Below are 13,450 nucleotides of genomic sequence, written 5' to 3'. Positions count from 1 at the left end.
ATAACGTGAAAGAAAAAATTCTTGAGATGATAGGACAATATGAAGAAGAAAATGACTTCTATGGAAAGTTAAAAGAATATGATATTGAGTATGTTGAAGATGTGTTAAAAGTAAAGTTTCCTGAAAGTTATAAATGGTTTATTCTTAACTATGGTTCAGGTGGAATATGTGGAGTTGAAGTGTTGGGAATAGAAAAGAGGAATGATTCATCTGTCGTAAAAATAACTGAAAGATATAGAAAACTGGGATTAGGTAGTGAGTGTATTGTAATTGAAGACTTAGGGGAATTTATAATTTGTATTAACACAAGTAAGAAAAATGAAATAATTAGGTGGGACAGAGTAAATAAAGTCAATGAATATAGATATAAGAATTTTTATGAGTATTTAATCGATACTTTTAAAGAAGCTATAGATAATTGGGATTAGAAGCTAGCTATAAGCTAACTCCTTGTTAGCAAGAAGACCAACGAGTCATCCCTTGTGACTCATTGGCTGCTCAGTAAAAGCGATTTTCATAAATGTTTTCCAGTGTTAGTAAAAAGTATATTTATTTTTTTAAAGTGCTCAAGTGATTGATTTTCAATAACTTGAGCACTTTTTTTAATTTCATTCACGGAATTTCTAATGGGTATTTATGAGCGAAGTTAGCTTACTTTTCTTCGACAAAAAGTACCAGATAGCAGGTAGACTAAATGGACAAAGAAACAAGAGAAAAGTATGAAATAGGGGCTAATATTAGCTTTAAAAACAAGGACTTTTATGTAAATCAATATAAAGCTCGTGCTTTAAGTGATGAAGTTATTTACAAATACCGTTTATGTAGGAAAAACGGAGTATGGCAAACTAAAGTTATAAATTCACTTATCGGTGGAGCATCTATTGAGGGGAAAGTTCTTGAAGTTAAGGGTGAAAAGATAAAACTTCATTTAAATATAGACAAAAGCCAAAATAAAGACAAAGATTCTTGGTTTCCTTATGCACCACCAACAGGAAATGTAATGTATTCAATGCCTATAGTTGGAACAAGCGCAAGTTTGTATTTCCCAAGTGAAACTAGCGAAGAGCCAATTGTCACTGGATGCGTTAGAACAAATGGAAGCAGTTGTGCTAAAACAGCAGATACAACAAAAAGGTATTTTGGCACAGAACACGGCAGTGAAATAGAAATGGTGCCAGGTGCTTTGAATATAAAAGGTGGAAGCAAGGAACCACTTAATATAAGTTTTGACGATGCGATTGGAGTAACAATTAAAAGTCATAAAAAACTAAGTTTAAATGCAGCTGGTGGAATAACAATGAAAACACCACAAAGCGTTAAACTTAAGGCGCAAAGTCAAATACTTGTAGCAAAGACAGGAACTAAAAGTGGATTTTCAATGGAAACTGATTTGCACTTCTTATCTAATAATGTAATAAAAAATGGGAGTGATAGGGAAGCTTTTGCTGCATTTGATGATGAACCTACGGTAGGTAAAAAGCCAGAACCTAAGCAGGTTAAAAAGGCAGTTGTAGCAAAACCACCTGAGAAAGAAAAGAAAGGGTTTAGTTGGGGGAAACTGTTTAAAGCAGCAGTTGCGGTAGTGGCAGTGGTAGCAGTGGTAGCGGTAGTCGCTCTAGTAGTAGTTGCATCGGTGGCTACATTCGGTGCAGGAGCTGTAATTGGAGCTGCGCTAATAGGAGCCGCCATCGGAGCAGCATGTAGTGTTGTAGGGACAATAGCCTCGGATATTAAAAACAATAAAATGAGTAGCCCACTTGATTATTTAATAAGTGTGGCAAAAGGGGCTCTTGTAGGTGCGCTATGTGGTGCAATATTTGGATCTGCTATGGCAGGAACATCTTTATTTGCAACAGAAACTACAGGCCAGTTAGCTCTAAATTTTGCTAAAACATTGTTCATAGGTGGAGCAGAAAACTCTACATATTATGCACTTAATGAACTTGATAATTTTCGTATGCCTAATTTTGGAGAAGAGTTAAATCAATTTAAAAATGGAGTTTTATTTACTGGACTATTTATGGGAGGAGCTAAAGCTCTAGAGACTGCAGCACCGTGGATTAAAAAAGGTGCAAGTAAAGTCATGGATAACATTGAAAAAAATGTTAATAAGTTTGGAAAATATATAAATGATTTAGTACCAGCAAAAGCGGTTACACCAGATGGGCAAATTGTTTATATTAAAAATGATCCAATAAAATCAGGTGGGTGCGGAAAGAAAGTTGAACTAAATAAACAGCAGAAGGATTATAATAAAGCTGTTGAAGAGACTAAGAATGGTAAAGGTGATGATTTTACAGGGATGCTAAGGAAAGAAAAAGTAGCATTACCTAATGTTAAAACAAAAAATATAAGCTATACGAAAAGAGACCCAGTGGAAACGGCAAAATTACGTGCAAAATTTAATAGTACTGAAAAAAAGAATTATCTTAAAGAATTTTCAAAAGAGCGTGAGAAGCTTAAAAAGGCAGGTTTATCAGATGATGATATAATGGATATGGAAGAAGGGTTAGTTCCTGAAGGCTGGAATGTTCATCACAAGATTTCGTTAGATGGAGGAGAAAATAATTCAATTGATAACTTAGTTTTAATAAAAAATGAACCTTATCACAAAACAATAACAAATTTTCAAAATTCATTTGCCAAAAAATTGAAACCAGGTGAGACAAAATCTGTTGATTGGCCAATACCGGAAGGAAGTATATATCCGCCAGGTGAATAAAATTATGAGAGGAAGATTTTAAATGTGGGAACAATTATTTTTTAAAATAAAAGATAAAAGAGAAAAACGCGGAAGAAAATTAAACAATCCAGCTTTAGAAGAACAAATAGAGATATTGAAAAAAACAGTTAAAGAAAAGTTTAATCAAGTATTACCTGAGCAATATGTCAATTTTTTAAAAACAACCAATGGACTTGAATTTAATGGATTTATATTTTATGGAGTTGATACTTCGTTGTTTGATGTTCAAAATAATCAGACTGTTTACGGATATGTTGATACAAATGAAATTTGGTACGAGAATGAACATCAAAAGCAATATATGTTTTTTGGAGAAGGTAGCATAAGTTGGCATTGCTTTGATTTATTAAATGAGGTTTATGTTGAACTTGATAACCCTTCAGGAACAGTAATGCAAACATATCCCGATTTTAATTCCATGTTGGAAAGAGCACTTGAGGATAGCCTACTTTAATTATTGATAATCAAATAGAAGAAATATCAGTAAATTATTTATTAAATAATTTAAAGAGGTTTCACAACGAAATCATGAGTTAAGGAACATTGTGTATTAGGAGAATTAAGAGTAAGTGACTTCATAAATAGGTCATATCTTGGACAGATGAAACTAAGTAAGAACAATGCTTTGGATGTAAGGTCTAAGTTTGAAGGCAATTCCGCTATAGGAAAAAACTATCAATAATAGTTACTACTCAGGCATTCCAAATCAGGAATGCCTGTGTTAATATAAAAACATGTTAGTGAACTCAGGTATAAAAACAAAAAACACAAATAGAGGAAGCTAACGGTATCCTCAGATATAACCCTTAATAAGGTGGATATACTTCTGGTAAAATAGGAACGCCCTTAACCACATTCTGTATTGTTTCAAACTCCGATAGCCATCTTTTTCTAGTTGTCGATAAGTAGTGTGCTATGTTAAGCATTTTTGAAATAATTCTATAATGAATTGCCTGAAGCATAAGGGGGTATGTTAACAAGCTTTGCAAGAATTCTAAAATAAAATACCATACAAATCAGGTGTTATAAGTTATAAAAAATTCAATTGGAAAAGAAGTAAAGTATAGTATAGTAAAAAACAAAATTAAAGGCTAACATGAGAAAAATTTCTTGTGTTAGTTTTTTTGTTTTATAAAATAATTATAATAAAAAAACCTCATTACTTTGGAATTTGCAGCGAATGCAAGGAAGGCGAAGATATTTATTTAATAGGGGAAGATGGAGTTCAATTACCTCCGGGTAAAAAGTGTCTCGTGGAAATATCAGGTGATTGGATGAATGTAAAAGAGGATACATTAGTTGATGGGAAACCAGCACTTACAGCAGAATCTGTGCTTTTACATCAAGGAAAAATAAAATTCGTGACAACCGGCCAAGAGCAAGAATAGTTAAAATAGAAAAAGCAGAGAAGATAGTAAAGAAGTAGTAATGAAAGGGGAAAGTAAATGGGGGCAGTTCATACACTAAGGGTTAAATCACCTTATCAATTGCTAAATATAGAGAATATAAAAATTGAAAACAAACCTAATGAACATGGATATTTATATTTAAAATGTTTGATAGATGACTCAATAAATTTTCAGTCTACTATAAATGCTTCCACTGATGATAAAATATGTGTTTATGAAGAATTAGAAGATGAAGATTCTAATAATGAAAGCAAGATAATATTTAATGGAATAGTGCAAAATATTAGTACAAGCAATATAAACGGAAATTACTACCTAGAAATACAAGCACTTACATCAAGTTTTGAATTGGACGTAAAAGAAAAAAGCAGATCATTTCAAGATGTTAATATGACGTATGATGTACTTATAGGAATAAAAAAGATTATCCAGGCTACAGCTATGTTCAATGCATAGGAGAAGGGAAGAAAATAGGAAAACCTTTATTCCAATACAAAGAAACAGATTTGAGTTTTTTAAAGAGAATATCAAGTGAGTTAAAATCAGAACTATCTTGTGATATAATAGAAACACTTAATATGTTTTATTTTGGGAGGCCAAGTAAAACAAGTTATAAATTAGAAGATACTAGTGATTATAAAGCTTGCAAGGATTTAAAACAATATCATGAATCAGGTGGAAGCGAAGCTGGGCATGATACTGACTATTTCTATTATGAAATAGAAACAAGAGAAAAGTATGAAGTAGGGGCTAACATTAACTTTAAAAATAAGGACTTTTATGTAAATCAATATAAGGTCCGTGCTTTAAGTGATGAAGTTATTTACAAATACCGTTTATGTAGAAAAAACGGAGTATGGCAAACAAAAGTTATAAATTCACTTATCGGTGGAGCATCTATTGAGGGGAAAGTTCTTGAAGTTAAAGATGAAAAGATAAAACTTCATTTAAATATAGACAAAAGCCAAAATAAAGACAAAGCCTCATGGTTCCCGTATGCACCACCAACTGGAAATGTAATGTACTCAATGCCTATAGTAGGAACAAGCGCAAGCTTGTATTTCCCTAGCGAAACTAGTGAAGATCCAATTGTAACTGGATGCGTAAGGACAAATGGAAGCGGTTGTGCTAAAACAGCAGATACAACAAAAAGGTATTTTGGGACAGAACACGGCAGTGAAATAGAAATGGTACCAGGTGCTTTGAACATAAAAGGTGGAAGCAAAGAGCCACTTAGTATAAGTTTTGATGATGCGGTTGGAGTAACAATTAAAAGCCATAAAAAACTAAGTTTAAATGCAGCTGGTGGAATAACAATGAAAACACCACAAAGCGTTAAACTTAAGGCTCAAAGTCAAATACTTGTAGCAAAAGCAGGAACTAAAAGTGGTTTTTCAATGGAAACTGATTTGCACTTCTTATCCAATAATGTAATAAAAAATGGAAGTGATAGGGAAGCTTTTGCTGCATTTGATGATGAACCTACGGTAGGTAAAAAGCCAGAACCTAAGCCAGTTAAAAAGGCAGTTGTAGCAATTGCCGCAGTTGCAATAGCGGTAACTTTGGGAGCAGCAACAGCAGTGGTAGCAGCAATTGCAATAGGTGCGGCAGTTGCAGGAACAGCAGCAGTTGCAAGTCAAGCAATATCAGATGTTCAAAGTGGAGAAGTAAGTGATATAACTGCTTATATGAAGGCTGGGGGTAGAGAAGCACTTGTAGGAGCACTCTCAGGAGCTATATTTGGTCCGTTTGGTATGGGAGAAGCATTAGGTGCTAAAATGATAATAGGTGGATTAACAAATGGCGTTGAAAGTTTAGTAAGACAAACATTAGAAGGCAAAGGTATAAACTTTAAAACTTTATTACTGGATGCAGGAATTGGAGCAGCAACAGCTGGAGTGTTCCATGGTGCAGGGAAATTATTTCAGAAAGCATCACCATTTGTTAAAAATGCATTTAATAAGATAGCATCTAATATATCAGAGAATACTAGGATAGCTAAAATAGCATTGAGTAACATGGAGAAGGGACAAAAATCAGTAGTACTTGGGAGCAATTTTGGTAATGTTGATGAGGCGTTAGGCAGGTTTACAAAGGAATTTAAGAAGGTTAAGAGTGGTATTACTCAGGAGGTGAGTGAAGCTGAAATAAAATTAGGAAAAGTTGAATTAGATGCATATAGAAAAGAACTTGGAGTAGCTGAAAGAAATACGGTTGCAGTAGGGAAAACAGACATTAAAGGATTAGAAGATATGACATTTAAAGGAGCTTCTCCAGAAGTGAGAAATGAGGCGGGATTAGCAACACTGGATGATATTGCGCCTAATAGGGAATTTAAAGCTCCATATGATCATATAAAAAACCCTAAATTGGGACAGTTTACAAGACATGCCGAAGAGGGTGTATTAAATGAACTTAACGATGCGATTAAATATACTGGCATTAAACCAGAAGATGTTACAGGCAACTTATATATTCATCAGTCAAACCCTGGAGGAGTTTGTAATAAATGTACCAAAGGATTGATAAATATCTTTCCAGAAGAAAAGTGTGGTATTTTTTATCAGGCAAGTGTAAAATATCCAAGTTTAAATATAATTGTAACTTCGGAAATTGATGATAGTATTAATGCGAATGGTCTAATATCGTTTGTATTAAGAAATGGAAAAATAATAAAGTAATAAATAAATGGCTTAGGAGAGAGAATATATGGAATTACAAATAATAAATAGCTTAGAAGATGAAGTTAAAGTTGGGTTTGCTATTACTATTGCAGAAAAAGTTTTTTCTAAAATCAAAGCGGTTGATGCGAGATATACAGATGGAAGAGAAGCACTAAATCAATGTTGGACATGGGCTGAAAGTAACGGCATTTCAGGAGATAATTTATATAAGTTGATTGATAATGCAGAGTGCACAGGAATATCTGAGTTTGCGGAAGACGAAGACGATTTAAATGTTGCCAGATTATGGTCTTTATTAGTTGACACAGTTTGTTATACATCATGGAGGGCATATAAAAAAGAAAAGAGGAAATACTTACCACAATCATTAGAAGGTATAAAAGAAGAGAGTCTTATAATTTTTATAGAAAGTGCAATTGAGACTACTTTCGTTACAAAAGAGGAAATTGTGACAATGGGACAACATCTTTTATCTAATTACCAAGTAAGAAATGATAAGAGAGTAATTATTAGAGATGATTTCATGAAAAAAGTTATGAATGAGTATTAGATTTATATTAGATTTTTAGAAGGAGAGATAAAGTAAAATTGATCCAGCATGCAATATTAAAATAGCACCAATAATTCGATGACATCAGTATAGTAGTTGGTAGTTAATAAATAATGTGACAAGAAAGGCAGCCTAAAATTATAAAATGTACCATATAGAGTGGACCAATAATAAAAGTCTACGTTTATAGGGTACATTTTATTTTGGAAGGCCAAGTAAAGCAAATTATAAATTAGAAGACACGAGTGATTATAAAGCTTGTAAGGATTTAAAACAATATCATGAATCAGGTGGAAGCGAAGCAGGGCATGATACTGACTATTTCTATTATGAAATAGAAACAAGAGAAAAGTATGAAGTAGGGGCTAACATTAGCTTTAAAAATAAGGACTTTTATGTAAATCAATATAAAGCTCGTGCTTTAAGTGATGAAGTTATTTACAAATACCGATTATGTAGGAAAAACGGGGTATGGCAAACTAAAGTTATAAATTCACTTATTGGTGGAGCATCTATTGAGGGGAAAGTTCTTGAAGTTAAAGGTGAAAAGATAAAACTTCATTTAAATATAGACAAGAGTCAAAATAAAGACAAAGCTTCCTGGTTTCCGTATGCACCACCAACAGGAAATGTAATGTACTCAATGCCTATAGTAGGAACAAGCGCAAGTTTGTATTTCCCTAGCGAAACTAGTGAAGATCCAATTGTAACTGGATGCGTAAGGACAAATGGAAGCGGTTGTGCTAAAACAGCAGATACAACAAAAAGGTATTTTGGGACAGAACACGGCAGTGAAATAGAAATGGTACCAGGTGCTTTGAACATAAAAGGTGGAAGCAAAGAGCCACTTAGTATAAGTTTTGATGATGCGGTTGGAGTAACAATTAAAAGCCATAAAAAACTAAGTTTAAATGCAGCTGGTGGAATAACAATGAAAACACCACAAAGCGTTAAACTTAAGGCTCAAAGCCAAATACTTGTAGCAAAAGCAGGAACTAAAAGTGGATTTTCAATGGAAACTGATCTGCACTTCTTATCCAATAATGTAATAAAAAATGGGAGTGATAGAGAAGCCTTTGCTGCATTTGACGATGAACCTACGGTAGGTAAAAAGCCAGAACCTAAGCCGGTTAAAAAGGCAGTTGTAGCAAAACCACCTGCAGAAAAAAAGAAAGGGTTTAACTGGGGGAAATTAGCTGGAAATGTTCTTGCTGGTTTGGCAGTGGTGGCAGTTGTAGCAATTGCCGCAGTTGCAATAGCGGTAACTTTGGGAGCAGCAACAGCGGTGGTAGCAGCAATTGCAATAGGTGCGGCAGTTGCAGGAACAGCAGCAGTTGCAAGTCAAGCAATATCAGATGTTCAAAGTGGAGAAGTAAGTGATATAACTGCTTATATGAAGGCTGGGGGTAGAGAAGCACTTGTAGGAGCACTCTCAGGAGCTATATTTGGTCCGTTTGGTATGGGAGAAGCATTAGGTGCTAAAATGATAATAGGTGGATTAACAAATGGCGTTGAAAGTTTAGTAAGACAAACATTAGAAGGCAAAGGTATAAACTTTAAAACTTTATTACTGGATGCAGGAATTGGAGCAGCAACAGCTGGAGTGTTCCATGGTGCAGGGAAATTATTTCAGAAAGCATCACCATTTGTTAAAAATGCATTTAGTAAAATATCATCTAAAATATCAGAGAATACTAGGATAGCTAAAATAGCATTGAGTAACATGGAAAAAGGACCAAAATCGGTAGTGCTTGGAAGCAATTTTGGTAATGTTGATGAGGCGTTAGGTAGGTTTACAAAGGAGTTTAAAAAAGTTAAGAGTGGTATTGCGGTGGTAGGTAATGCTGAAAATGAATTAGGCATATCTAACATAACAAATAACTCTCGAGGACAAGCTGTATTTGGAGAATTGGACAGTCTTGGAAGACCAACAGGAATGACAGCAACTGTAACTAAAGATATGATTGGTACAGGTACTAAAGCAAGTCAATCTATTAAACCACCGGGGTTTGCTGGTGGTGGTCCAGGAAGCCTTGGTCATGCAAGAGGACATTTACTAGGCAAACAACTGGGTGGACATGGGGATGATCCAAGAAATTTAGTAACACTATTTCAGAATCCAGTAAATTCTCCAGTAATGAGAGATTTTGAGAGTTCTGTTAGGGCAGCAGTTGAAAATGGTGAAGTCGTAAGATATCAATCAATACCAATACATGAAGGAAATAATTTAATTCCTTCAGGAGTAACAATGAGTGCAAGAGGAACAGGCGGATTCCAGCTAGATGTTACTATTCTAAATAGAAAATAAATGAGGAGTGATTAAGTTGTATTTAGATGATTTGAAGAAAGTATTATTTCCACCAAGTGAACCATATAAAATAGGTGAAGATGAAGGGTGGAGTAAATTAGAGAATAAACTAGGAATAGTATTACCAGAAGATTACAAGAATTTTATTAAGACTTATGGAACAGGTGGAATTGATAATTTTATTTGGATTCTGACTCCGTTTGTACAGGATGAAAATGTTAACTTTGTGACTCGTATGAGTGTGATGCTTAATGCATATTCGGAGTCGAAAAATAAATTTCCTCAATACTACAAACACAAAGTTTTTCCGGAACAAGGTGGGCTTCTTCCTTGGGCATATACGGATAATGGTGATGAAATATATTGGTTAACTGGTGAAAACTCTAATGAATGGTCAATTATTGTGTATGAAACAAGGTCGTCAGAATATCATCAGTATTCTATGAATATGGTAGAGTTTTTGTATAAGATTATAACAAATAGGTTAGTTTGTGAAGCCTTTCCAGAGGATTTCCCTTCAGAAGAACCTGAATTTATTTCTGTTGATGTAGACTAGAATAGTATTAAATGACTGCTAATTAGAATCACGATAGTGGTGAAGTTAGTGATATGTCTCCGTACACGTCAATTGGAGCTCGAGAATCATTTGTAGGAGCAGTAACTGGAGCTATATCTGGTCCATTTGGATCATTAAAAGACATCAAAGGAATTATAAAGCTTGGAGGAGTGACAGGCGGCGTTGAAAGTTTAATAAGACAAACATTAGACGGAAAAGGTATAAACCCCATAACTGTGATAAAGGATGCAGGAAAAGGAATATTAACACTAGGATTATTACATGGTGCAGGAAAATTAATAAAGGGAGCATCACCATTTATTAAAAATACAATTAATAAAATTATAAGTAAAAATGATTCAGCTATTTTAAATATAGCGAAGAAAATAGATAATGTGTTAGCCCCTGTAAGAGTTGCTCAATTATCAACCGGAGAAAAAGTGTTATTGAAAATGGAAGGTAAAAATACAGCACAGGATGCTATGTCTAAAATGATTGGAAAAGCAAATAATAATATCCTATTGAAAGATGCTAAAAATATGAAGAGTGGTATTGCTGAGGGAGTAAGTGAAACTAAAAGATTAATACCAGGAACTCCAGGAGTAGTTACTGGTGGTGATTCAACTAAACTAGGTAAAAATATAATGGAATCAATGGGATTAAAAAGGTCAACTAAATGGACAGGTCATCAAGCACAACACATAATTCCAGCTGAAGTGGCAGATAATCCAATACTTCGAAAAATAGGGATGAATTTAGATGAAACTACAAATGGAATATTGCTAAGGACGCCAGATGCCGACCTAAGTGCTATGTCAAGACATAGAGGATATCATTCAGTATATAATGATGTAGTAAAAAGGCAATTAAACAATATGGATGTCAATCAAAGTGTTGATATACTTCAAAAGCAAGTGTTTGACTTGCAGACTAATTTAAGAAAACTACAAGAAAGTGGATTACCATTATATCCAAGTCAAGGTGCGACTGTAGACCTATGGGAAAGAAGTCTAAATAGAATAGGAAAATAATAATTAAGGAGGAGTTCTAATGGATAATTCTAAAGTAGAATATGTGTATAAATTACTATACAGTGAAAATAAAGAAAATACAATTAACGAGATTCAAGGAATATCAAATAGCGAATTATTACATGTAATTGTAGGAAACTATAACTGGGATAATGGGCTTGAAATACCATATAGTATAGTATGTAATAAGAATTGTGATTTAGGTACTGCATTAATGATTTTTTATTATGCTGATGGTTATAGAGTGTTGGAAAATAGTGATGAGCTAAATAATCCTAACTTAAAACAGTGGACTAATTTTATTTCAGAAATAAAAGAAAGAATTATAAATAATAAATTTCAGTGTAATAGAATTAAATTCATACCACCATTAACCAAGGTTCAAATATTCAAGTTGAAAAAGAATGATCCTAATATAAATAAGGTTTTTTTAGAAGAATCAGATGGTGAAGTTATTGAAATACCAAGTATTTAAGATTGAATGCATAATAAAGAGTAAAGTAACTGCATAAAAGTGATGGTTTATAAACCATGTTAAAATGGTAGTAATAGTAGAAAAACTGTTGCTACCATTAACTTTTGTAACTACAGGGTTAGCCCCAAGGTCAATGTCATCAAGGTAGTCTCTAAATTGCAAATCATTTGCACAATGCCTTGATGAAACATTGAGATGGGGGTAGAGAATCACTTGTAGGAGTAGCATTTGGAGCTTTTGGAATGGGTGAAGCATTAGGTGCTAAGATGGTTATAGGTGGAGTAACAAATGGTTTTGAAAGTGTAATAAGACAAACATTAGAAGGCAAAGGTATAAACTTCAAAACTCTATTATTAGATGCAGGAATTGGAGCAGCAACAGCTGGAGTGTTCCATGGCGCAGGGAAATTATTTCAGAAAGCATCACCATTTGTTAAAAAAGCATTTAGTAAAATATCATCTAAAATATCAGAGAATACTAGGATAGCTAAAATAGCATTGAGTAACATTGAGAAGGGACCAAAATCAGGAGTACTTGGAAGCAATTTTGGTAATGTTGATGAGGCGTTAGGCAGGTTTACAAAGGAATTTAAGAAGGTTAAGAGTGGTATTCCGAAAACCTCTGAAGTTGAGGTAAACTTTAATAGAAATCTTAAGCATGATGCAGTGGAATTTGAGAGACAATTAAAGGATCAAGAAAAAGGATTAAATTCTTCAACTATTGAGGAATACCTTACTAATAGAGATAGGTACTTAAAAGAAGGAAGGGCATTGGAAGGAAATGCAGCTCAACGAGTGGGAAGAGAAAATGCGCATTTAGAAAAAGTAAATGAGCTAAGGAAAAGTGGAGTTCCGATTGAAGAAGCTGAAAAACAAGCAAGTGATTGGATGAAAACTCAAGCAGCATTACACAATCCGGATCAAATAGCAGGTGGAAATCCACTAAATATTGGTGGGGTTGGAGACAAAAGAATAAATTCTTCCCTTGGTTCCCAGTGGAAATCTAGAATAGCTGAAATGGATGAGCAAATTAGAGGGATGGCAGAAAATATGACAGAGACACAAAGAAAGTCGCAGCACTTAAATATTAAATTAACCCAATAAATATAGAGGTGATAGATATGTCGAATAACATTTTTAATGGATTTATACTAGAAGAAGTAGTTGCAGAAGAGATTATTAATAAATACGTTGGAAAAATACCAGAACAATTAATTGAAGTATGGAAGAAGTATGGGTTTGGTAGTATTATTAATGGATATTTAAAAATTATTAACCCTGATAGATTTCAAAATGTAATTGATGAATCTTACTTTAGGAGTCAAGTTGCAATACCAATATTTGCTACGGGCATGGGGGATATAATAGCGTGGGAAGAAAATAAATATCTGAGAATGGTTAACTATAGAAGAGGTGGATTCAAAGGAATCTCAGCGGGATTTGATTTCTTTTTCTCAGATTTAGAAAGCACTTCTTTTTGTGAAAAATATTTAGATTGCCAACCATATTTTCAGGCAGTTGAAAAATATGGTCAACCAACATTTGACGAATGTTTTGGATATACACCTATTCTTGGATTAGGTGGATCAGAAAAAGTTGAAAAGCTAGAAAAAGTAAAATTAATTGAGCATATATATATAATTACTCATTTTATGGGTTCAATTGAGTGAAGAAACAGATTGAAGTTACCTGTTA

The 13,450-nt window shown here is 33.7% G+C and carries 13 protein-coding genes; all 13 read left to right on the top strand.

Features of this window, described 5'->3' with window-relative positions; translation table 11 throughout:
• Window positions 1-5: 5 nt before the first annotated feature.
• The gene (locus LL038_RS07955) at window positions 6-428 is read left to right on the top strand and encodes an SMI1/KNR4 family protein (protein WP_216127831.1); all 423 of its coding nucleotides are present in this window, start codon (window positions 6-8) and stop codon (window positions 426-428) included.
• Window positions 429-694: 266 nt separating this feature from the next.
• Window positions 695-2,722, top strand: coding sequence for an HNH endonuclease signature motif containing protein (locus tag LL038_RS07950; RefSeq protein ID WP_216127829.1), 2,028 nt, complete (start codon window positions 695-697; stop codon window positions 2,720-2,722).
• A gap of 22 nt (window positions 2,723-2,744) precedes the next feature.
• A complete protein-coding gene (locus LL038_RS07945) occupies window positions 2,745-3,197 on the top strand; it encodes a YrhA family protein (RefSeq protein ID WP_216127827.1) in 453 nt (150 codons plus the stop codon).
• Window positions 3,198-3,855: 658 nt separating this feature from the next.
• Complete coding sequence (locus LL038_RS07940; RefSeq protein WP_216127823.1) at window positions 3,856-4,131, top strand: PAAR-like protein; 276 nt, start codon at window positions 3,856-3,858, stop codon at window positions 4,129-4,131.
• A 57-nt stretch (window positions 4,132-4,188) separates the two neighbouring features.
• Entirely contained in the window at window positions 4,189-4,608 is a 420-nt protein-coding gene (locus tag LL038_RS25540) for a hypothetical protein (protein ID WP_309245129.1), read from the top strand.
• 50 nt (window positions 4,609-4,658) lie between these two features.
• Entirely contained in the window at window positions 4,659-6,833 is a 2,175-nt protein-coding gene (locus LL038_RS25535) for a hypothetical protein (RefSeq protein ID WP_326493441.1), read from the top strand.
• Window positions 6,834-6,861: 28 nt separating this feature from the next.
• Window positions 6,862-7,386 (top strand): Imm6 family immunity protein, encoded by a 525-nt coding sequence (locus LL038_RS07930; protein WP_216128208.1) that lies wholly within the window; start codon window positions 6,862-6,864, stop codon window positions 7,384-7,386.
• A gap of 643 nt (window positions 7,387-8,029) precedes the next feature.
• Window positions 8,030-9,694, top strand: coding sequence for a DNA/RNA non-specific endonuclease (locus tag LL038_RS07925; protein ID WP_268056019.1), 1,665 nt, complete (start codon window positions 8,030-8,032; stop codon window positions 9,692-9,694).
• 16 nt (window positions 9,695-9,710) lie between these two features.
• Window positions 9,711-10,250 carry an SMI1/KNR4 family protein gene (locus LL038_RS07920; protein ID WP_216127705.1) on the top strand — a complete coding sequence of 180 codons (540 nt, stop codon included), beginning with the start codon at window positions 9,711-9,713 and terminating at the stop codon, window positions 10,248-10,250.
• A gap of 53 nt (window positions 10,251-10,303) precedes the next feature.
• Entirely contained in the window at window positions 10,304-11,281 is a 978-nt protein-coding gene (locus LL038_RS07915; protein ID WP_216127708.1) for an AHH domain-containing protein, read from the top strand.
• A 19-nt stretch (window positions 11,282-11,300) separates the two neighbouring features.
• Window positions 11,301-11,756, top strand: coding sequence for a DUF4274 domain-containing protein (locus LL038_RS07910; RefSeq protein ID WP_216127712.1), 456 nt, complete (start codon window positions 11,301-11,303; stop codon window positions 11,754-11,756).
• A gap of 242 nt (window positions 11,757-11,998) precedes the next feature.
• Complete coding sequence (locus LL038_RS07905; protein WP_253200370.1) at window positions 11,999-12,859, top strand: polymorphic toxin type 15 domain-containing protein; 861 nt, start codon at window positions 11,999-12,001, stop codon at window positions 12,857-12,859.
• Window positions 12,860-12,876: 17 nt separating this feature from the next.
• A complete protein-coding gene (locus LL038_RS07900; protein WP_216127715.1) occupies window positions 12,877-13,425 on the top strand; it encodes a T6SS immunity protein Tdi1 domain-containing protein in 549 nt (182 codons plus the stop codon).
• Window positions 13,426-13,450: the final 25 nt, after the last annotated feature.

Source organism: Clostridium estertheticum, assembly GCF_026650985.1.
GTDB lineage: Bacteria > Bacillota > Clostridia > Clostridiales > Clostridiaceae > Clostridium_AD > Clostridium_AD estertheticum_C.
This window is presented reverse-complemented; position numbering and strand designations above follow the sequence as displayed.